This is a genomic window from Staphylococcus simiae (genome assembly GCF_017357005.1).
GTDB lineage: Bacteria > Bacillota > Bacilli > Staphylococcales > Staphylococcaceae > Staphylococcus > Staphylococcus simiae_A.
Genome location: NZ_CP071589.1, coordinates 2,076,373 through 2,097,592 on the forward strand (window position 1 = coordinate 2,076,373; position 21,220 = coordinate 2,097,592).

At 35.6% G+C, this 21,220-nt stretch carries 14 protein-coding genes, 6 tRNA genes and 3 rRNA genes; 1 reads left to right on the top strand and 22 read right to left on the bottom strand.

Annotation, left to right across the window (positions count from 1 at the left end; genetic code table 11):
- Positions 1 to 21: 21 nt before the first annotated feature.
- The 16 genes from J3R86_RS09545 to J3R86_RS09620 form a co-directional block, all read right to left on the bottom strand.
- Positions 22 to 94, bottom strand: a tRNA-Lys gene (locus J3R86_RS09545).
- A 3-nt stretch (positions 95 to 97) separates the two neighbouring features.
- Positions 98 to 172, bottom strand: a tRNA-Gln gene (locus J3R86_RS09550).
- Positions 173 to 180: 8 nt separating this feature from the next.
- Positions 181 to 264 (bottom strand) — tRNA-Tyr (locus J3R86_RS09555).
- A 21-nt stretch (positions 265 to 285) separates the two neighbouring features.
- Positions 286 to 361 (bottom strand) — tRNA-Val (locus J3R86_RS09560).
- Between the two features lie 7 nt (positions 362 to 368).
- A tRNA-Glu gene (locus J3R86_RS09565) sits at positions 369 to 440 on the bottom strand.
- A 1-nt stretch (position 441) separates the two neighbouring features.
- A tRNA-Asn gene (locus tag J3R86_RS09570) sits at positions 442 to 516 on the bottom strand.
- A gap of 16 nt (positions 517 to 532) precedes the next feature.
- Positions 533 to 647: ribosomal RNA gene (rrf, locus tag J3R86_RS09575) — 5S ribosomal RNA — on the bottom strand.
- 73 nt (positions 648 to 720) lie between these two features.
- Positions 721 to 3,643, bottom strand: a 23S ribosomal RNA gene (locus J3R86_RS09580).
- A gap of 289 nt (positions 3,644 to 3,932) precedes the next feature.
- Positions 3,933 to 5,484: ribosomal RNA gene (locus J3R86_RS09585) — 16S ribosomal RNA — on the bottom strand.
- The 16S, 23S and 5S rRNA genes sit together here with 6 tRNA genes alongside, the layout of an rRNA operon.
- A 439-nt stretch (positions 5,485 to 5,923) precedes the next feature.
- On the bottom strand, positions 5,924 to 6,988 hold the full coding sequence (locus J3R86_RS09590) for an Mrp/NBP35 family ATP-binding protein (RefSeq protein WP_207517101.1): 1,065 nt from the start codon (positions 6,986 to 6,988) through the stop codon (positions 5,924 to 5,926).
- A 141-nt stretch (positions 6,989 to 7,129) separates the two neighbouring features.
- Complete coding sequence (locus J3R86_RS09595; protein ID WP_207517102.1) at positions 7,130 to 8,572, bottom strand: MDR family MFS transporter; 1,443 nt, start codon at positions 8,570 to 8,572, stop codon at positions 7,130 to 7,132.
- A 106-nt stretch (positions 8,573 to 8,678) separates the two neighbouring features.
- Positions 8,679 to 9,152 carry a SepA family multidrug efflux transporter gene (locus J3R86_RS09600; protein WP_207518546.1) on the bottom strand — a complete coding sequence of 158 codons (474 nt, stop codon included), beginning with the start codon at positions 9,150 to 9,152 and terminating at the stop codon, positions 8,679 to 8,681.
- Between the two features lie 99 nt (positions 9,153 to 9,251).
- The gene (sdrM, locus tag J3R86_RS09605) at positions 9,252 to 10,595 is read right to left on the bottom strand and encodes a multidrug efflux MFS transporter SdrM (protein WP_207517103.1); all 1,344 of its coding nucleotides are present in this window, start codon (positions 10,593 to 10,595) and stop codon (positions 9,252 to 9,254) included.
- Positions 10,596 to 11,056: 461 nt separating this feature from the next.
- Positions 11,057 to 11,740, bottom strand: coding sequence for a PAQR family membrane homeostasis protein TrhA (gene trhA, locus J3R86_RS09610; protein ID WP_207517104.1), 684 nt, complete (start codon positions 11,738 to 11,740; stop codon positions 11,057 to 11,059).
- Positions 11,741 to 11,757: 17 nt separating this feature from the next.
- Entirely contained in the window at positions 11,758 to 12,945 is a 1,188-nt protein-coding gene (locus tag J3R86_RS09615; protein WP_207517105.1) for a UTP--glucose-1-phosphate uridylyltransferase, read from the bottom strand.
- Between the two features lie 42 nt (positions 12,946 to 12,987).
- A complete protein-coding gene (locus tag J3R86_RS09620; RefSeq protein ID WP_207517106.1) occupies positions 12,988 to 13,503 on the bottom strand; it encodes a metal-dependent hydrolase in 516 nt (171 codons plus the stop codon).
- Between the two features lie 178 nt (positions 13,504 to 13,681).
- On the opposite strand from J3R86_RS09620, the gene J3R86_RS09625 reads away from it, so the two are divergent.
- Positions 13,682 to 13,942: a SunI/YnzG family protein gene (locus tag J3R86_RS09625; protein ID WP_002461516.1), complete on the top strand. Its 261-nt coding sequence runs from the start codon at positions 13,682 to 13,684 to the stop codon at positions 13,940 to 13,942.
- 110 nt (positions 13,943 to 14,052) lie between these two features.
- Here the strand turns inward: J3R86_RS09625 and J3R86_RS09630 are convergent, their stop codons facing one another.
- From J3R86_RS09630 to J3R86_RS09655, 6 genes are all read right to left on the bottom strand, one after another.
- Positions 14,053 to 15,423, bottom strand: coding sequence for a YjiH family protein (locus tag J3R86_RS09630; protein ID WP_207517107.1), 1,371 nt, complete (start codon positions 15,421 to 15,423; stop codon positions 14,053 to 14,055).
- Between the two features lie 453 nt (positions 15,424 to 15,876).
- On the bottom strand, positions 15,877 to 16,845 hold the full coding sequence (locus tag J3R86_RS09635) for a FecCD family ABC transporter permease (protein WP_207517108.1): 969 nt from the start codon (positions 16,843 to 16,845) through the stop codon (positions 15,877 to 15,879).
- Complete coding sequence (locus tag J3R86_RS09640; protein ID WP_207517109.1) at positions 16,842 to 17,870, bottom strand: FecCD family ABC transporter permease; 1,029 nt, start codon at positions 17,868 to 17,870, stop codon at positions 16,842 to 16,844. Before J3R86_RS09640 ends, J3R86_RS09635 begins: the two co-directional genes overlap by 4 nt.
- A gap of 11 nt (positions 17,871 to 17,881) precedes the next feature.
- Complete coding sequence (locus J3R86_RS09645; RefSeq protein ID WP_207517110.1) at positions 17,882 to 18,886, bottom strand: ABC transporter substrate-binding protein; 1,005 nt, start codon at positions 18,884 to 18,886, stop codon at positions 17,882 to 17,884.
- 327 nt (positions 18,887 to 19,213) lie between these two features.
- A complete protein-coding gene (locus tag J3R86_RS09650; RefSeq protein ID WP_207517111.1) occupies positions 19,214 to 20,182 on the bottom strand; it encodes a FecCD family ABC transporter permease in 969 nt (322 codons plus the stop codon).
- Complete coding sequence (locus J3R86_RS09655; protein ID WP_207517112.1) at positions 20,179 to 21,210, bottom strand: FecCD family ABC transporter permease; 1,032 nt, start codon at positions 21,208 to 21,210, stop codon at positions 20,179 to 20,181. Before J3R86_RS09655 ends, J3R86_RS09650 begins: the two co-directional genes overlap by 4 nt.
- Positions 21,211 to 21,220 lie beyond the last annotated feature (10 nt).

The following is a 21,220-nucleotide window of genomic DNA, read 5'->3' on the forward strand; positions in this document are numbered from 1 at the left end:
CCAAAAGGAAAGTGTTAGCAGTGAGCCATAGAGGATTCGAACCTCTGACCCTCTGATTAAAAGTCAGATGCTCTACCAACTGAGCTAATGGCTCTAATGGCTGGGCTAGCTGGATTCGAACCAACGAGTGACGGAGTCAAAGTCCGTTGCCTTACCGCTTGGCTATAGCCCAATTATAGATGGTGGAGGGGGGCAGATTCGAACTGCCGAACCCGAAGGAGCGGATTTACAGTCCGCCGCGTTTAGCCACTTCGCTACCCCTCCGACATATTAAATTAATCAAAATGGTGGAGAATGACGGGTTCGAACCGCCGACCCTCTGCTTGTAAGGCAGATGCTCTCCCAGCTGAGCTAATTCTCCAAAATAATGACTCCTACGGGACTCGAACCCGTGTTACCGCCGTGAAAGGGCGGTGTCTTAACCGCTTGACCAAGGAGCCATGGCTCCACAGGTAGGACTCGAACCTACGACCGATCGGTTAACAGCCGATAGCTCTACCACTGAGCTACTGTGGAATAATAATAAATATTTGCCTGGCAACGTCCTACTCTAGCGGAACGTAAGTCCGACTACCATCGGCGCTAAGGAGCTTAACTTCTGTGTTCGGCATGGGAACAGGTGTGACCTCCTTGCCATAGTCACCAGACAAATAAGAATGTAAGTTATACACTCAAAACTAGATAGTAAGTAAAAATGATTGTGCTTCGCAAAACATTTAATTGATTAAGTCTTCGATCGATTAGTATTCGTCAGCTCCACATGTCACCATGCTTCCACCTCGAACCTATTAACCTCATCATCTTTGAGGGATCTTATAACCGAAGTTGGGAAATCTCATCTTGAGGGGGGCTTCATGCTTAGATGCTTTCAGCACTTATCCCGTCCATACATAGCTACCCAGCTATGCCGTTGGCACGACAACTGGTACACCAGAGGTATGTCCATCCCGGTCCTCTCGTACTAAGGACAGCTCCTCTCAAATTTCCTACGCCCACGACGGATAGGGACCGAACTGTCTCACGACGTTCTGAACCCAGCTCGCGTACCGCTTTAATGGGCGAACAGCCCAACCCTTGGGACCGACTACAGCCCCAGGATGCGATGAGCCGACATCGAGGTGCCAAACCTCCCCGTCGATGTGAACTCTTGGGGGAGATAAGCCTGTTATCCCCGGGGTAGCTTTTATCCGTTGAGCGATGGCCCTTCCATGCGGAACCACCGGATCACTAAGTCCGTCTTTCGACCCTGCTCGACTTGTAGGTCTCGCAGTCAAGCTCCCTTATGCCTTTACACTCTATGAATGATTTCCAACCATTCTGAGGGAACCTTTGAGCGCCTCCGTTACCTTTTAGGAGGCGACCGCCCCAGTCAAACTGCCCGCCTGACACTGTCTCCCACCACGATAAGTGGTGCGGGTTAGAAAGCCAACACAGCTAGGGTAGTATCCCACCAGCGCCTCCACGTAAGCTAGCGCTCACGTTTCAAAGGCTCCTACCTATCCTGTACAAGCTGTGCCGAATTTCAATATCAGGCTACAGTAAAGCTCCACGGGGTCTTTCCGTCCTGTCGCGGGTAACCTGCATCTTCACAGGTACTATGATTTCACCGAGTCTCTCGTTGAGACAGTGCCCAAATCGTTACGCCTTTCGTGCGGGTCGGAACTTACCCGACAAGGAATTTCGCTACCTTAGGACCGTTATAGTTACGGCCGCCGTTTACTGGGGCTTCGATTCGTAGCTTCGCAGAAGCTAACCACTCCTCTTAACCTTCCAGCACCGGGCAGGCGTCAGCCCCTATACATCACCTTACGGTTTAGCAGAGACCTGTGTTTTTGATAAACAGTCGCTTGGGCCTATTCACTGCGGCTCTTCTGGGCGTTAACCCTAAAGAGCACCCCTTCTCCCGAAGTTACGGGGTCATTTTGCCGAGTTCCTTAACGAGAGTTCGCTCGCTCACCTTAGAATTCTCATCTTGACTACCTGTGTCGGTTTGCGGTACGGGCACCTATTTTCTATCTAGAGGCTTTTCTCGGCAGTGTGAAATCAACGACTCGAAGACACAATGTCTTCTCCCCATCACAGCTCAGCCTTCACGAGTACCGGATTTGCCTAGTACTCAGCCTTACTGCTTAGACGTGCAATCCAATCGCACGCTTCGCCTATCCTACTGCGTCCCCCCATCGATTAAAACGATTATAGGTGGTACAGGAATATCAACCTGTTATCCATCGCCTACGCCTGTCGGCCTCAGCTTAGGACCCGACTAACCCAGAGCGGACGAGCCTTCCTCTGGAAACCTTAGTCAATCGGTGGACGGGATTCTCACCCGTCTTTCGCTACTCACACCGGCATTCTCACTTCTAAGCGCTCCACATGTCCTTGCGATCATGCTTCACCGCCCTTAGAACGCTCTCCTACCATTGTCCAAAGGACAATCCACAGCTTCGGTAATATGTTTAGCCCCGGTACATTTTCGGCGCAGTGTCACTCGACTAGTGAGCTATTACGCACTCTTTAAATGATGGCTGCTTCTAAGCCAACATCCTAGTTGTCTGGGCAACGCCACATCCTTTTCCACTTAACATATATTTTGGGACCTTAGCTGGTGGTCTGGGCTGTTTCCCTTTCGAACACGGACCTTATCACCCATGTTCTGACTCCCAAGTTAAATTAATTGGCATTCGGAGTTTGTCTGAATTCGGTAACCCGAGAAGGGCCCCTCGTCCAAACAGTGCTCTACCTCCAATAATCATCACTTGAGGCTAGCCCTAAAGCTATTTCGGAGAGAACCAGCTATCTCCAGGTTCGATTGGAATTTCTCCGCTACCCTCAGTTCATCCGCTCACTTTTCAACGTAAGTCGGTTCGGTCCTCCATTCAGTGTTACCTGAACTTCAACCTGACCAAGGGTAGATCACCTGGTTTCGGGTCTACGACCAAATACTAAACGCCCTATTCAGACTCGCTTTCGCTACGGCTCCACATTTACTGCTTAACCTTGCATCAAATCGTAACTCGCCGGTTCATTCTACAAAAGGCACGCCATCACCCATTAACGGGCTCTGACTACTTGTAAGCACACGGTTTCAGGTTCTATTTCACTCCCCTTCCGGGGTGCTTTTCACCTTTCCCTCACGGTACTGGTTCACTATCGGTCACTAGAGAGTATTTAGCCTTGGGAGATGGTCCTCCCAGATTCCGACGGAATTTCACGTGCTCCGTCGTACTCAGGATCCACTCAAGAGAGACAATATTTTCAACTACAGGATTGTTACCTTCTTTGATTCATCTTTCCAGATGATTCGTCTAATATCGTCCTTTGTAACTCCGTACAGAGTGTCCTACAACCCCAACAAGCAAGCTTGTTGGTTTGGGCTCTTCCCGTTTCGCTCGCCGCTACTCAGGGAATCGATTTTTCTTTCTCTTCCTCCGGGTACTAAGATGTTTCAGTTCTCCGGGTGTGCCTTCTGATATGCTATGTATTCACATATCGATAACATGACATAACTCATGCTGGGTTTCCCCATTCGGAAATCTCTGGATCAACGCTTACTTACAGCTACCCAAAGCATATCGTCGTTAGTAACGTCCTTCATCGGCTTCTAGTGCCAAGGCATCCACCGTGCGCCCTTAATAACTTAATCTATGTTTCCACCATTTTGCTAATCCAACGTTAAACATCTTCTTAAACAAAATAAAATTGAAACGCGTTATTAATCTTGTGAGTGTTCTTTCGAACACTAGCGATTATTTCTTATGAATTCAAGCTTATTTAAAACTCTTTATTCACTCGGTTTTGCTTGGTAAAATCTATTTTTACTTACTTATCTAGTTTTCAATGTACAAATGAATGTTAATAAACATTCAAAACTGAATACAATATGTCTACGTTATTCCGCATCTTCTAAAAAGATGTTCCGAATATATCCTTAGAAAGGAGGTGATCCAGCCGCACCTTCCGATACGGCTACCTTGTTACGACTTCACCCCAATCATTTGTCCCACCTTCGACGGCTAGCTCCTAAAAGGTTACTCCACCGGCTTCGGGTGTTACAAACTCTCGTGGTGTGACGGGCGGTGTGTACAAGACCCGGGAACGTATTCACCGTAGCATGCTGATCTACGATTACTAGCGATTCCAGCTTCATGTAGTCGAGTTGCAGACTACAATCCGAACTGAGAACAACTTTATGGGATTTGCTTGACCTCGCGGTTTCGCTGCCCTTTGTATTGTCCATTGTAGCACGTGTGTAGCCCAAATCATAAGGGGCATGATGATTTGACGTCATCCCCACCTTCCTCCGGTTTGTCACCGGCAGTCAACTTAGAGTGCCCAACTTAATGATGGCAACTAAGCTTAAGGGTTGCGCTCGTTGCGGGACTTAACCCAACATCTCACGACACGAGCTGACGACAACCATGCACCACCTGTCACTTTGTCCCCCGAAGGGGAAGGCTCTATCTCTAGAGTTGTCAAAGGATGTCAAGATTTGGTAAGGTTCTTCGCGTTGCTTCGAATTAAACCACATGCTCCACCGCTTGTGCGGGTCCCCGTCAATTCCTTTGAGTTTCAACCTTGCGGTCGTACTCCCCAGGCGGAGTGCTTAATGCGTTAGCTGCAGCACTAAGGGGCGGAAACCCCCTAACACTTAGCACTCATCGTTTACGGCGTGGACTACCAGGGTATCTAATCCTGTTTGATCCCCACGCTTTCGCACATCAGCGTCAGTTACAGACCAGAAAGTCGCCTTCGCCACTGGTGTTCCTCCATATCTCTGCGCATTTCACCGCTACACATGGAATTCCACTTTCCTCTTCTGCACTCAAGTTTTCCAGTTTCCAATGACCCTCCACGGTTGAGCCGTGGGCTTTCACATCAGACTTAAAAAACCGCCTACGCGCGCTTTACGCCCAATAATTCCGGATAACGCTTGCCACCTACGTATTACCGCGGCTGCTGGCACGTAGTTAGCCGTGGCTTTCTGATTAGGTACCGTCAAGATGTGCACAGTTACTTACACATATGTTCTTCCCTAATAACAGAGTTTTACGATCCGAAGACCTTCATCACTCACGCGGCGTTGCTCCGTCAGGCTTTCGCCCATTGCGGAAGATTCCCTACTGCTGCCTCCCGTAGGAGTCTGGACCGTGTCTCAGTTCCAGTGTGGCCGATCACCCTCTCAGGTCGGCTATGCATCGTTGCCTTGGTAAGCCGTTACCTTACCAACTAGCTAATGCAGCGCGGATCCATCTATAAGTGATAGCAAGACCATCTTTCACTATTGAACCATGCGGTTCAATATATTATCCGGTATTAGCTCCGGTTTCCCGAAGTTATCCCAGTCTTATAGGTAGGTTATCCACGTGTTACTCACCCGTCCGCCGCTAACATCAGAGAAGCCAGCTTCTCATCTGTTCGCTCGACTTGCATGTATTAGGCACGCCGCCAGCGTTCATCCTGAGCCAGGATCAAACTCTCCATAAAAATTTATGATGTTTGATTAGCTCATAATACTAAATAATGTTTGTAACTTAATGTTACGTTTTTGGAATTAACGTTGACATATTGTTATTCAGTTTTCAATGTTCATTATTTTTTCAATCTCTCATATTGTATAACTTTCATTTCCGAAAGTCAATAACTTTTTTCGAGATTACTTTTATTAGTTTATATTGTTTGTTGAAAGAATTCAATAGTAAGTTTTACACTTTTGATTTTCTTTCTTGTGAAACAACTTGTCGTTTTGACGACTTTTATATATTATCAACTTTAATTATTAAAGTCAATAACTTTTGTGAAAAGATTTAATTTGTTTCTAGTTACTTTCCTGTCACAAGAATATATTCTACCAGCTTTATAATTCATTACAATAGAAAAACGTACAAAAATAAAGTAATTTTTGTACGTTTAGTTTATATTATTACTATTTATTAGTAGCAGCAATAACTTTTTGCGCTATTGATTGATATATCTTACCTAAATTATCATCTGGTTGATAAATAGATGGTGAGAAGTCTTTAGGGTTCCATGATGGTTGCTCTAAAGGTAGTTCTCCTAAAAGTTGAGTTTGTAATTCATCTGCTAATTTAGTTCCCCCACCTTTACCAAATACATACTCTTTATTACCTGTTTCTTTACTTTCAAAATAACTCATATTTTCTATAACACCTAATATTGAGTGTTCAGTATGTTTAGCCATCGCTCCTGCTCTTGCAGCAACAAAAGCAGCAGTTGGATGAGGTGTTGTAACTATTATTTCTTTACTAGAAGGCAACATAGTATGTACATCCAATGCTACATCTCCTGTGCCTGGTGGTAAATCTAAAATAAGATAATCAATATCTCCCCATTTAACTTCAGTAAAGAAGTTCGTTAACATTTTACCTAGCATAGGGCCTCTCCATATTACTGGGGCATTTTCTTCAACAAAGAAGGCCATTGAAATCACTTTAACTCCGTGACGTTCAACAGGTATTACTTCTTTGCCTTTTATACCTGGTTTCTCATCTATTCCCATCATATCAGGAACACTAAATCCATAAATATCAGCATCAACTAATCCAACTTTCTTCCCTTCTCTAGCTAAAGAAACTGCTAAATTAACTGCAACTGTAGATTTACCTACGCCACCTTTACCTGATGCCACAGCAATAAATTCAACTGGATTATTTTGAGACAATATACCTTCGATTGTTTTAGGTTTATTTTCTTCTTTCGGCTTAAACTTATTCACTGTTTCTTCTGATAATTCCTCAAAACGTATGCCTACAGTTTTAGCACCGTTTTCTTTCAATTTCTCTACAACTGCCATTTGTAAATCGAGTTGTGGTGCTCCACCTAATTGGGCCATTGCTAATTTAACACTAACATGTTCTTTTTCTTCTTTAATTGAAACTTCAACTATTCCATTAGTTTCTTTTAAAGGAACATCTATAATAGGATCTTTTATCTCTCCTACTAATTCCTTAACTTGATCTACCGTTAACAAAGTAAATCCCCCTTAAATAATTTAATATATCTACATAACAACAAATGTCATAGCTTTACGTAGTCTTTCCTATAAATTATAAAGCTTTTCAATCAATAAAAAAAGAAGTTAGCCTATAAATCATTGACTAACTTCTTTCTATTATACTTTTCGTCTATTTTTTGCTAGTTCTCTCGGTTCTTTTATAAATAATGCGAAACCAAAAGCAATGATAACAAGTACTGACACGAAAGCAAATGAAATATCTACACCTATAGCTACAGATTGTTGTTTGATCGCACTTGCACTTAAATGCTCATTTGTTGTTGGTGCGAACATTTTTGCTCCAAAACTCATAAGTGTAACCATTAACGCTGTACCTAAAGATCCAGCCATAACTCGAGCAAAGTTCATAATTGCTGTTCCGTGAGATATATCATCATTTTTCAGTGAATTTATGCCAGTCGTATTTATAGGCATCATTAATAATGAGACTGAAAACATTCTTATAGCATAAACAATAATTAAATATGTGTACGACGTATCTGTATGCAAAAAGCTCAACATGATAGTTGTAGTGATTAACAACGTGAAACCAGTATAAATTAGTGGTCTAGGTCCATAAGTATCATAAAATTTACCAGTATAGATTGACATAATACCATTAATAATAGCACCAGGCATAATTACTAACCCAGATAACATAGCTGATAATCCTAAGCCATTTTGGACATATAATGGAATCAGCAATGCCGGTCCAACCATTGACATCATAATAATCATTGAACTTATAGTACAAAAACTAAATGTTTTATCTTTAAAAACACGCAAATTCAATAATGCATTACTTATATTAAACTGTCTTTTTACAAATATTAATATAATAATCAAACTAATGATTAATGACACAATGACAAATGGACTTGTAAAGCCTAAATCACCAGCAGTACTAAATGCATATAGCATTATACCAAAACCAAATGTTGAATAAACCACTGATCTTTTATCTAACTTAGTATATTTAATTTCATTGTAACTAGAGATAAATATCCAACCAAAAATAAATGCAATTAATGCAATACCAACAATTATAATAAATGGTACTCTCCAACTTGCATGATCAATAATTAATCCAGTTACAGTAGGTCCTAATGCTGGAGCAAATTGTATCACTAGTCCAGCTAAGCCCATTGCAAAACCACGTTGTTCCTTACTAAATAATGTAAATAATGTAAATTGCATTAAAGGCATTAATACTCCTGCCCCAATAGCTTGAATCACTCTCGCTAACATTAATATTGCAAAATTTGGCGCTAAAGCTGCAACTATGGAACCAATTAAAAATGTCCCCATCGCTGCTAAATATAAAGGTCTAGTTCTTATTCTATCCATAAAATATGCAGTTAACGGAATCATTACACCATTAACTAACATAAAACCTGTAATTAACCATTGGGAAGTATTTTCACTAATATTCAATTCTCTAATAATACTCGGCAATGCAGTATTTAATAATGTTTGGTTTAATATAGCAACAAAGGCACTTATCAACATAACAGCTACTATAAAGTTACGTCTTCTTATAGATATTTCAATATTATTCATTTGCAACCTCCTTTTAGAAATATAAATAATTTCTTCACCACTATTACTTACCCTAAAATTGTTAATAAAAAGAAGTCAGAATCTAGAATGATTCAAACTTCTTTCTCTATTCTTTATTATTTAAATTTTTACTATCAGGATAAAATTGTAATTTACATACATATAGGAAACCGATAATGACCATAATTACCCAAAAATCTATGTTAATGTATACGTAGTTTAAATGTATGATGAAGTAAAATAAAGTGGTAATTACTGCATATGATATTAAATGAAACGTTGCACCATTAAAATAAGGATTAGAAGGTAACATTGTCCTGAAATAATCCATCAAATGCTCTACAGCAACAATAATAAAATAACCAAAAAGAATATAACTGCCATAATATATTAAGTTATCATAGCCACTTTTATTATAAGAAAATCTTCCTAAATCATAATAGATCAATATTCTACTCAAACCATACAAACCGAATCCTAAAAACATTAAAAATATAGCACCTGATATAATAAAAATAAAGAGGACAATCAGTGTAGTTAACAAATTATAAAACCTATGTTTTAAAGAATTCATAACTATTGTCCTCCTTTTATTACTTATACATATTTATGCTATCTACTTTGTTAGCCATTAAATACTTTCTACTTTAACAACATTACATCAAATTTTATTTAATTTCTATCTATTTGATTCGACTGTTTGATTTTTATAAATAGTAAGCCAAACAATCATTAAAATTATAAATATAACTGACGCGGCACCTAATACATTATGAAGATTCGCTCCAAACCAACCTACTTTCAATGCATATAAATAACCCATTATTGTTGATCCTATCGATGAGCCTAAGTTTTTAGTTAAAGCATAAAAAGACATCATCTTTTTCATTTGAATCGGGCTAGTTTCTTCTTGAACAATAACACTATCTTTAGTATAGATAAATCCAAAACTACAACCTGCTAATATTACCGCAAATGCAATAATGATTGGTGATTTCAAACCTATTGCTATGATAATGCTTGTGATAAGTATCAATGAAAACGCACTTAAGTATAGTGTTTTTCTTGAAAACACCTTTTCTAAGCGATACAAATTAAAGTTTAAAATTATCCAAGATAACGATAACGGAAAGATAACTAATCCACTTTGTAAAGGAGATAGCTTTAAATGTTCTTGTAAATAAACAGGAATATATAAATTGAATCCCATTAAAGCCAATGCAGTTAACATATCTGTAACAAAAACAAGTGAAATGGTTCTGTTAAATTCTACTACTGGTAAAAATGGTTGTGTTATTTTTTTCTCTACCTTAAATAATGTAACTGCTACCATGACAGCTAATACAAATGATATTACATTTAAATATAAATGTTGTTGGTTTAACAAACTAAACATAATTAATGCTATAAAAATATAAAATAATGTTAAACCTTTACTGTCAAACTTAACTTTATCTGCAGTTTTTTCATTTGGAAAATGGAAAGTGAAAATCACTAATATAATTGCAATCACTGCAATAGGTATATTTATAAAGAATAACCAATGCCATGTAGCAAATTCTAAAATTCCTCCACCTAATAATGGTCCAACTATACTCGAAATCCCCCATACACTTCCAACTATTCCCATAATTTTATAACGTAATGGTATTTCAAACGCTAATTTCGGAACGATTTGTGATAATGACATCATCACACCAGCACCAAAACCTTGTATTACTCTTGCAATAACTAACATATGGAAATTAATACTTAAACCTGACATTAAACTACCTATACTGAATAATAGTATCCCAATAATTGCGATATATATTATTTTAAAGCGGTTTAATAACTCACCTACTATAGGATTAGCTATGACTAATGCTATAAAATAAGCTGTAAATATTAATGATATCAATTTCCCAGCATGCAAATCTTGTTTAATAGTAGGCATGGCTAGTGAAATAATTGATGTTTCAATAGCAGCCATAAACATAATTAAAATTAATGCAAATACTGTGATGATAGATTTTAATTTCATTTAATTCCTCCTTATTGTTCACAAATTAAGATTATTAAGATTTCAGAATAAAAGGCACCCTATATTTAATATTGTGCATTTCTCAGCAACTGCTTAGACTATACACAGTGTTAGCAACTCAACATTTTATAATCCTAGTTAGTCTTACCCGGATGCATAGCGACCGTTATAGAAAAATTTAAAAAGATAATCCTAGGACCAAAAAAAGCATTTTACACTTAAAATTAAGCATTTAGCATTAACTGTCTGGTTTTAAAATGTTGATAAAACAACGTTTTATCATCCTAGTCAGTCTTGTCGAGGTGGGATTACGACATAAACTTTATAAAACATATGTTTCTCACCTATCTCTATACTTTTATAACTTTTTCATTTTATGCCTTTAACTTTTGATTTACAATAATCCATTAGAATGATATTCAATTAAAAAAAGCGGGGTTTATTCCCCACTCTTAGTAGTATTACATAAAATATAAAATTCCAATTAGGTGTAGTAATGAAGCTATAACTATAAAAACATGCCATATCATATGAAAATATCTTCTATTTTTTTGAGCATAAAACCAAGCACCAATTGTGTAAGATAAGCCACCTAAAAATATAAATAAAATAAATATCCAAGACGTTCTAATAAATATAATAGGAAGTAAAATCACTCCAACCCATCCCATTACTAAATAAACAATTAAACTTAGTTTGTGATTGACATTTACAGCTATGGATTTATATAAAATGCCCCAAATAGTTGTTGCCCATAATAATATAAACACTGTCCAACCTATCCAACCACCTACAACAATTAATAATATTGGCGTATAAGTTCCAGAGATGGCAACATAAATCATACTATGATCTATAATTCTCAAAATATATTTATGAGGTGTGTCATTTTGCATGGAATGGTAGACAGTAGACGATATGAACATCAAAAATATAGCGATAATATAAATAGACATACTAACCGAACCTAATGTACCAAATTCCAAATAACTATGTACAGCTGCATATGGCAGAATCAATAACGTTGCGAATGCAGCTAAACCATGTGATGCAGCATTACCAATTTCTTCTCCAAAAGATAACGGAATGATATCCTTAAATGATTCTGTGAAAGTTTTATTGTTATTTTGTGACACTTTGGACATCATAACCACCGCCTATACTATATTAGTTTCATTCGTTTCAAATCTTCAGTAGCAGTTTCTACACTGTCTTTACCTTCTTTATTTTTCAATGGAGAAAACTCTTCAGTTCTTGGAACTTGTAACGTTACAAAACTAGTCGCATATTTGAAAATATCGAAATAGAATAATTCAAATTTTAAAGTTGGTTGTTTAACTACACCAAAATTTTCATCTAGTTGATTTAATTGTTTAATTGCTAAATGATATGGTAATTGACGTTCTACAGCATTTTTTATGAAACCAACTTTAAATGCATGAATACCAATATTAGCGTTATTAAATTGATTAGCGACCTCAGTATCCAATTCAGAATACTCTAGTACAGTATCTTTACTATCGACATTTACCAAGCGACCAACACTTTCTCCTGGCTTAGGTTGAATCGTTTTAGACGTGATATCTCTATCATATTCAACAGTAAATCCTGCGAATAATGGATCTAATACTTTAACTAGCACATTATCAATATTATTTAAGAAAATATATTTAATGTTTTTATCGATGATTAAATCTAAGTTTCCAGATTTCTGTAATGATTTAAACACACCACCATTACCATTTGGCGTTTCCATGATACGGCCTTGTTCATTTAATACAAGTTGTCCTTGTTCACTCAAAGCAACAATATTATCCTGCATAAAGAAATGGATAGCTTCTTTGTCATAACCAAAATAATTATGGTCTTTGAAATATGCTAACGTTTCTTCATGGTTGATATCACTAGTCATAATAAACCATTCTATAGTATGACCAGTTTGTTGTTGTAATGTAATCAGTTGTCTTGCTTGTAATTCAAACAGACTTGTTCCTTCTATTTCAAATGAACCTTTAGGACCTTTATAACCTAAACGTGTTCCTTGTCCACCAGCCATTAATAACACTGCAAATTGCCCATTTTTAATAGCATCTAAGCCCATTTGTTCTAGTCGTGTAATTTCTTCAGCGCTAAATTGATCTTTAATATCATATTTAACTTCTGTTACTGACGACACGTCATCAATTGTTTTCTTATTAACATACAAATCTTGATAAAGTTCATTAATAAATTCTAAATCTAATGTAGCTAATTTTTCTTCCAATGCTTCTTTTTCATTTGTACTCATTAATTTTTCATATTCGTATAAATGGTCTTGATTATATTTAGCTAATTGATTTTTGTTTAGCATAATTTGCCTCCTACATAGCCCGAAATCCATTTTTATTTCTTTTTAAAATAATTTAATATTCCAGTAGTTCATTATATCATCTATATATGTCTGAAATAAAACATAAACTGCACCTATAGTTAAAGCAGTAGCCAATGACAAATCTACTAATCCACCTGTCTTGAAGGTTATTGGCGATTTAATATCGAATGGTAAAGGATAAAATAACTTCACACCCTTAGGAGTAAGCATATCCAGTATGATGTGTGAGGCTAATCCTGCAATAACCGCAACCATGTAATAAATAGGTGTATGTATAAGATGAAGTAAACATGCGATTAATATAATGAACAGAATCGAGTGGGTAAATGTCCGATGTCCGATAAATAAGCGGATAAAAAAACTAATCACTTTAAAGCGACGTCCAATCTTACTTTGAGTATGACAAATGTCCGGCAGCAAGCTTGCTATCGTTGCAATAATGATTATAGTAACTGAAGAAAATAAATCAGTATGAAAATATTGTGTCGTAAGTGCCCCTACTAATACACCACAAGATGCATGTGTTTTACCTGTCATCATCATTCTCCTTTATTAATGTTATTATTTTAGCACAATCCACATAAAAATACGAACATATTTTCGGTTCAGTTCATTAGTATGACACATTTTAAAAAAGTATCACATAAATACTTGAAAACGATTACATTTTAGTTTATGATGAATTTACAAAATATTTAAAGGATGTGTTTGAATAATGGCAATGACAGTAAAAAAAGATAATAATGAAGTGCGTATTCAATGGAGAGTTGCTGATATCAAAATTCCTACAAGTGACATCAAAAAAATTTCACAAGATCAAGATATTCATGCAGTACCTGAATTAGATAGCAAAGATGTTTCTCGAATTGGTTCGACATTTGGTAAAACAAATCGCGTTATTATCGATACTGATAACCACGAATACATTATTTATACTCAAAATGATCAAAAAGTTTACAATGAATTAACAAAATAAATTGTATTAAAAAAAATCAGTCATGGTTGAGGGCTCCATGACTGATTTTTTTATGTTTTTCATTGTATATGCTGAATCAACAACTCTATTTAAAGCGTTAATCTTAAATTTTATAATAATAAATGAGCAATTAATGAAATAATAGGTAAAGTAATGATTGTTCTAATTAAGAAAATCATAAATAACTTACCAATGCTAACAGGTATTTTAGAACCTAGTATTACACCGCCTACTTCTGATAAATAAATAAGTTGAGAAATACTTAGTGCGCCAATTATAAACCTTGTTAACTCATTATGCACACTTTCAATTAAAATAGATGGTAAGAACATATCTGCAAAACCGATAAGAATCGTTTGTGATGCTTCCACCGCTTCTGGAACTTGCATTAGTTCAAGTATCGGTACAAATGGTTTACCTAATATAACAAAAAATGGTGTATAGTTTGCAATAATTGTAGCAATTGTTCCAATACTCATTACTACCGGTAAAATAACAAACCACATATCTATAACTGTCTTAAATCCAGCTTTAAAGAAGTCAACAAAACCTGGCGCTTTAATACCCACTTCAGTTGCCATATCAAATCCGTGACTAATTGCTGTTTTTCCTTCAGGTAAACTTTCAGTTCTAGCATGTTCTGGAACATCTTTGGCGTATTCATCAGGTATTTTATTTAATGGCCAAATTCTAGGCATAATCACCGCTGCAACTAAACAGGACACAATGACCGAGAGATAAAATGCAAAAAATTGATTTTGCATACGTACAGTTTCTGCCACAACAATTGCAAAAGTGATTGATACAACACTAAATGTTGTTGAAATTACTGTAGCTTCACGTTTTGAATAAAAACCTTCCTCATATTGTCTACTCGTAATCAACACGCCAACTGTTCCATCTCCAATAAAGGAAGCTAAATTATCAACTGTTGAACGTCCAGGTAATGTAAATAGTGGTCTCATAATAGGCCTGAAAATAGGTCCTAACATTTCTAACAACCCATATTCCATTAATAGCGGTAAGAATAGCGCCGCAAAAAAGAATACTGCTAGTAATGTCGGAAGCAAACTCGTAAATAATAATCCACCCGTATCTTCAGAATATATTAATTTAGGTCCAATCTGTAGATAAGTCATCCATACAAAAATAACTGCTAAGATACGTAAAATTAACCAACCAATTCTAACGTTAAAAGCGTTATTTAATAAACTTTGTGGTTTTAATTTATTTCTATATATTGTGGAGCAAAAAATTGTTAGAATTCCAGATAATGTAATAATAATAACAATTAAAATTGGCATTACATCTCCAAGGGCATCTTTTAATAAACTTGCTAAAAACGCCACAGGTAATGTAGTTTGTTTCTGTCCATCTTCAGTAACAGTGATAGGTACTAGGAATAAAATAATACCTATTAAAGACATAATGATAAATTTTAGTCTGCCCTTCACTATCTCTTTCTTAGAATAGCTTTCCATATTATCAATCCATTTCTATTTATTTCGATATCGCTTAATGTTCTTCTATTAAAATTCATATATGATTAGAGTTAAACCTAAAATGATTATCTATGCATAATTATGAATAATTACAGTATATAAATATACGCTAAAATATAGGTATTTTCAATACAATAACTGGAAAAAGAACAATACGTACGACAGAATTAACTTTCGAAAGATTTATGTCCTAGTACTACTTTGGTAAGACTGATTAGTATAATTAAATATTAATTCAGCAATATTTTAATCTAGACAGATTCTGCCAATAACAACATATTCAGTTTAGAACTCTTCTTGTTAAAGATTAAAATTTTAAATGTATCATTAGTCAAATGTATATACCGCGTGATAGTTTCATGATTGAACAACAAACGAGTTACATTAATTATTAAACTGTAGCAGCTACATCAGCATTTTGATATCCAAACCTTATTTCATTCTTTTTAATAAAATTAAGAAGTATGGTGCACCAATGATCGCAATAACAACACCAACTGGTATATCTAATGGTGGATGTATACCTCTTGCCAAACCATCACTAAAAGTCAATAATAGTGCCCCTATTAAACCTGACATTATAATAACGTGTAAACTTTTATGACCAATAATTTGACGAGCAATATGTGGCGCAATTAAACCTAGAAATGTGATACCACCAACTACTGCAATAGAAGCTCCTGCTAACATAACAGATAATACTAAAAGTATCATTTTGGTCATTTTCACCTTTGCTCCAACAGCTGTTGCAATATCATTACCTAAATTCAATACATCTAATTGATGACTTAACAACATAATTAATGGTATCGTAACCCCAAACCACGGTAAAACCGTATAGACACTTGTCATGTCACGACCATATAAACTACCAGTCAACCATATTAATGCTACATTAGCTTGTAAAGGATTTCTGATTAATAAAAATTGAACAATGGCTGTACATATTGCGCCTACTGCTAAACCAATTAATGCTAGTTTCGACCCTTTAATATTAAATTTGGCAATAAGCATCGCTAAAAAAATACTAATACATAGCGCACCAACAAATGATCCTAAAGGTAGTAAATATAAAGGTGCTCCTGGAAATAGCATAATGATAATTACCGCTGCTAAACTTGCACCTTTAGTAATACCAATAACATCCGGAGAGGCTAAATCATTACGTATGACTGACTGAATAATTGCACCCGCGATTGCTAAACTACTCCCAATAATTAATCCAAGCAAAGTTCTTGGGACTCTAATTTGATTTAAAATAAAATTATTCTGTGCTATGAATCCATTTACAATTTCTGATGGTTTTATGATAACTGCACCAATACAGAGACTAAAAAATATACTACCTATTAATAAGATTATTACGATTCCATAGCGTTTAGTTAACTGAGGTATCGTCATAGCTGTTTCACCCCTCTAATTGTTAGGATTAAGAAATACATCGCTCCAACAAATGATGTTACAATCCCTACTGGTGATTCATATGGATATGTGATCAAGCGACTTAAAACATCAGAAATGAGTAATAAATTAGCTCCTAAAATAAAAGTGAGAGGGACCATAATAGCGTAGTTATGACTAACATATCCTTTAACAATGTGAGGAATAATTAATCCAATGAAACCAATTGGACCAGCTATTGCTACGGACGATCCTGTTAACATAATGACTATTAGTCCTATCAATAATCTAATTCGATTTGTATGTTGTCCCAGGCTACGAGCAATATCATCACCTAATTCTAAAATAGATAATTGGCGACCTATGATTAAAGCCAATATCGTAGCAATCATGATGACTGGTAGTACTTGCAAAACTTGATTCCATTGCATACTTGCTAAAGAGCCTACTAGCCAAAACATCACTTCTTGGTTTGAATTTTCGTTTAAAATAATAATCCCTTCAGTCATACTCATATAAAATAAATGTACTGACATACCAGCTAAGGCAATTTTAACTGGTGTTATACCTTTCGTAGAGCCTGATAAAATGTAAACTGTTAATCCGCCTAAAAATGCGCCAATCATCGCCAATAATGTTGAGAAATAACTTAATGAAGGAAGCAAGACAGTGATTAATACAATAACAAATGACGCTCCTGAAGTGACACCGAATATTTTTGGTGATGCTAATGGATTTCTAGTCATCGCTTGCATTAATAAACCAGATACTGCAAATGCGCCTCCAATAACTATGGCAGCCACCATTCTAGGTAATCGTACATCTCTTAATAATAAAATCGTGTCTGAATCAACATGACCTGATAAAAAATGTGTAATATCTTTAAATTTAATCGCTGAACCCACCACTGTATTTAAATACATAAAAACAACAAGAAGACACACGCTCACAATAAATATAAGTGACGTGTGTTTTCTTGTTTGTTCTTTATCAGTGGTATGGCCAATACATGTTTTGTTAGCCATTATGTCCCACCTTACTTATCGTCGTGTTTTTCACGTGCTTTTTTAGAAATTTCAACTAATTGTTTAGCAACTTCTTCAGATGAAATTAAACCTCTTGCTCTTGACCATAAATCGCGGCTAACAACATATACACGATTTTCTTTAACAGCGTCTAATTTTTTCCATACTGGATTTCCTTTAATTTTCTTGAATGCTGGTTCTGTGCTGGCAGTGTTATCAGTCATAATAAACATACGTCCTGGATTTATTTCTGCTAAACGTTCAGTGTCTAATTGTACATAAGGTCCTTTTAAGTATTTACTTAACCCTTTTGTCACTTTGTCATTCAAAGCATTTTTCATACCTAAATCAGATAATAATTGTCCTAAATAAGAATCATTAGGGTGTGCCAATAGTCCTGAAGGCGATACTACAGCCGCTAAGAAATCAATATTTTTATCAAATTTGATTTCTTTTTTATATTTTTCCATTATCTTTTTATGTTCAGCTAAGCGTTCTTCGCCTAATTTTTCTTTACCTAATGCTTTGGCAATAATTTTAAAAGATTCTAAGTTTTGATTATAATCACCATCAAAACTTCTTAAGACGATTGTCGGTGCAATTTTACTTAATTCTTTATATTGTCCTTTAGTTCTGTTACTATCAGCAATAATTAAATCAGGCTTTAATTCTGCAATTTTTTCTAAACTTGGTTGTTTACGCATACCTACAGAAGTATAGTTACCTACTTTTTCACGTAATGGTTTAATCATGCGATCTTTAATATTGTCATCTGCGATACCTATTGGTTTAACACCTAATGCTACTAATGCATCAACAAAAGAATATTCCAATGCCACAATACGTTTTGGATCTTTAGGTACCATTGTTGTACCACTTACGTGTTTAATTTCAATGCCATCTTTACTATCTTTGTTATCCGCTTTTTTACTTGAGTCACTATTATTACCACAAGCAGCAGTGAGCAATAACACCATCACTAATCCTAAAACACTTAAAAACTTCAAGCTTTTCATTATTCCACTCCTTATTACGTATAAACTTACACTATTATTTTATATTTAAATTTTTATACGTCAATACAATATTATATATTTTTTATTTAATTTCATAAAATATTAACAATTAGTGTGGAGAGGTTAATATGATTTCAGTAATGTTACTTACTCGCAAATCTGTAATTCGGCATTAAAAAAACCCAAGTTGAACGAATTCAACTTGAGCTTATGATTAAATATTTATCTTATACTATTGTCCTGATGCATCGTCTTAATCTGACATCCATGTTTAGTTAAAAATTTCTTACCGTTATATTTAAAATAAAGAATGATGTTTGTGTCCTATCATTTCATTCTACGTAACAAGATTAAGAAGTATGGTGCGCCAATAACAGCAATAACAACGCCAACTGGTATATCTAATGGCGGATGTATGCCACGTGCCAAACCGTCACTAAATGTTAATAATATGGCTCCAATTAGACCAGACATCACAATAACATGTATTGTTTTATTACCAATGAGTTGTCTTGCGATATGAGGCGCAATAAGCCCTAAGAAACTAATACCACCTACAACTGAAATTGAAGCACCTGCTAAGATAACTGCTAAAATTAATAGCACCATTTTAAGGATTTTAACTTTAGCGCCTAAAGCTGTTGCAACTGCATCTCCTAAATTTAATACGTCAAGTTGATAGCTAAACAACATAATTGCAGGAACAGTAACTAAGAACCATGGCAATATCGTGATAACGTTAGATATATCATGTCCATATAAGCTACCTGTTAACCATACTAATGCCTTATTAGCATCAAGAGGATTTCTAATTAATAGAAATTGAACAATAGCTGTACAAATGGCCCCAATAGCTAAACCTATCAGCGCTAATTTCGAACCTTTAACATTAAATTTTGAAATTAAAAATGATAAAAACACACTCACAGCTAGTGCGCCAATAAATGAGCCAATTGGTAATACATACAATGGTGCTGCTGGAAAAACCATGATTATAATAACTGCTGCTAAACTTGCACCTTTTGAAATACCAATCACATCAGGTGACGCTAGTGGATTTCTAATAACGCCTTGAATAATTGCTCCGGAAATAGCGAGACTGCTCCCAATTATAAGACCTAATAATGTTCTTGGTATACGATATTCATTTAAAATAAAATCATCTTGTGAAAATATACCTTGTAAAGCATCAAGAGGATTAATAAAGACAGAACCCACACATAAACTAATAAAAATACTTACTATTAAAAGGACAACAACGATACTATAACGACGTGCGACTTTCATGGTCATCATATTCGTTTCACCCCTCTAATCGTAATGTATAAGAAATAAAGCGCACCGACAAATGAAGTTACAATTCCAACCGGCGACTCATATGGATAAGTAATTAAACGACTCAATACGTCAGATAATAATAATAAATCTGCACCAATTATAAAAGTAAGTGGAATCATTACTAGATAATTATTATTTACATAGCGTTTAACAATATGTGGAACAATCAGTCCAACAAAGCCAATAGGTCCTGCTATTGATACAGACATACCTGTTAAAATAATAACTAAGATACCTATAATAATTCGTACTGAATTAATATTTTGACCTAATCCTTTAGCAATGTCATCTCCTAATTCCATGATTGTTAATTGTCTTCCAATAGCAATTGCTACAATCATCGCAATGATGATCCAGGGTAGTATCATTAATATTTCATTCCATTTCATGCTAGCTAGTGATCCAACTAGCCAAAACATGACTTGTTCGTTTGAATTTTCATTTAAAATGATAATCCCTTCCGTCATACTACTAAAGAATAAATGAATTGCCATACCTGCGAGTGCTAACTTTATTGGTGTCATACCTTGTGTAGCACCTGATAAGGTATATACTGTTAAGCCCCCTACAAAAGCCCCAATAACACCAAATAATAGCGAATAATATTCTAATGAGGGTATCAGTACTGTCACTAATACGATGACAAACGAAGCACCGGAACTCACACCAAATATTTTTGGTGATGCAAGAGGATTTCTTGTCATAGCTTGCATTAACAGACCTGAAACTGCTAATGCGCCTCCAATAACGATACCTGCTATCATTCTTGGCATACGCACGTTATGAAGTAAAAATGTTGGCTTATTATCTATATGTCCTGCTGCATAATGTAATATATCGTCAAAAGTTATTTTAGATGAACCAATCGCTATATTAAAATATATACAAATAAAAAGAAGGCACATACTCACAACGTATGTGAGTATTGTGCGCTTTCTCCTTTTTTGTCCTATAACGGATTGGCTATTAATGTCATTAGTAGCCATTAAGTTCCAC

Excerpts from the sequence above, each read along its gene's own strand:
- J3R86_RS09595 (WP_207517102.1), bottom strand. The coding sequence starts at position 8,572 with ATGAATAATATTGAAATATCTATAAGAAGACGTAACTTTATAGTAGCT.
- sdrM (WP_207517103.1), bottom strand. The coding sequence starts at position 10,595 with ATGAAATTAAAATCTATCATCACAGTATTTGCATTAATTTTAATTATG.
- trhA (WP_207517104.1), bottom strand. The coding sequence starts at position 11,740 with ATGTCCAAAGTGTCACAAAATAACAATAAAACTTTCACAGAATCATTT.
- J3R86_RS09615 (WP_207517105.1), bottom strand. The coding sequence starts at position 12,945 with ATGCTAAACAAAAATCAATTAGCTAAATATAATCAAGACCATTTATAC.
- J3R86_RS09620 (WP_207517106.1), bottom strand. The coding sequence starts at position 13,503 with ATGACAGGTAAAACACATGCATCTTGTGGTGTATTAGTAGGGGCACTT.
- J3R86_RS09625 (WP_002461516.1), top strand. The coding sequence starts at position 13,682 with ATGGCAATGACAGTAAAAAAAGATAATAATGAAGTGCGTATTCAATGG.
- J3R86_RS09630 (WP_207517107.1), bottom strand. The coding sequence starts at position 15,423 with ATGGAAAGCTATTCTAAGAAAGAGATAGTGAAGGGCAGACTAAAATTT.
- J3R86_RS09635 (WP_207517108.1), bottom strand. The coding sequence starts at position 16,845 with ATGACGATACCTCAGTTAACTAAACGCTATGGAATCGTAATAATCTTA.
- J3R86_RS09640 (WP_207517109.1), bottom strand. The coding sequence starts at position 17,870 with ATGGCTAACAAAACATGTATTGGCCATACCACTGATAAAGAACAAACA.
- J3R86_RS09645 (WP_207517110.1), bottom strand. The coding sequence starts at position 18,886 with ATGAAAAGCTTGAAGTTTTTAAGTGTTTTAGGATTAGTGATGGTGTTA.
- J3R86_RS09650 (WP_207517111.1), bottom strand. The coding sequence starts at position 20,182 with ATGATGACCATGAAAGTCGCACGTCGTTATAGTATCGTTGTTGTCCTT.
- J3R86_RS09655 (WP_207517112.1), bottom strand. The coding sequence starts at position 21,210 with ATGGCTACTAATGACATTAATAGCCAATCCGTTATAGGACAAAAAAGG.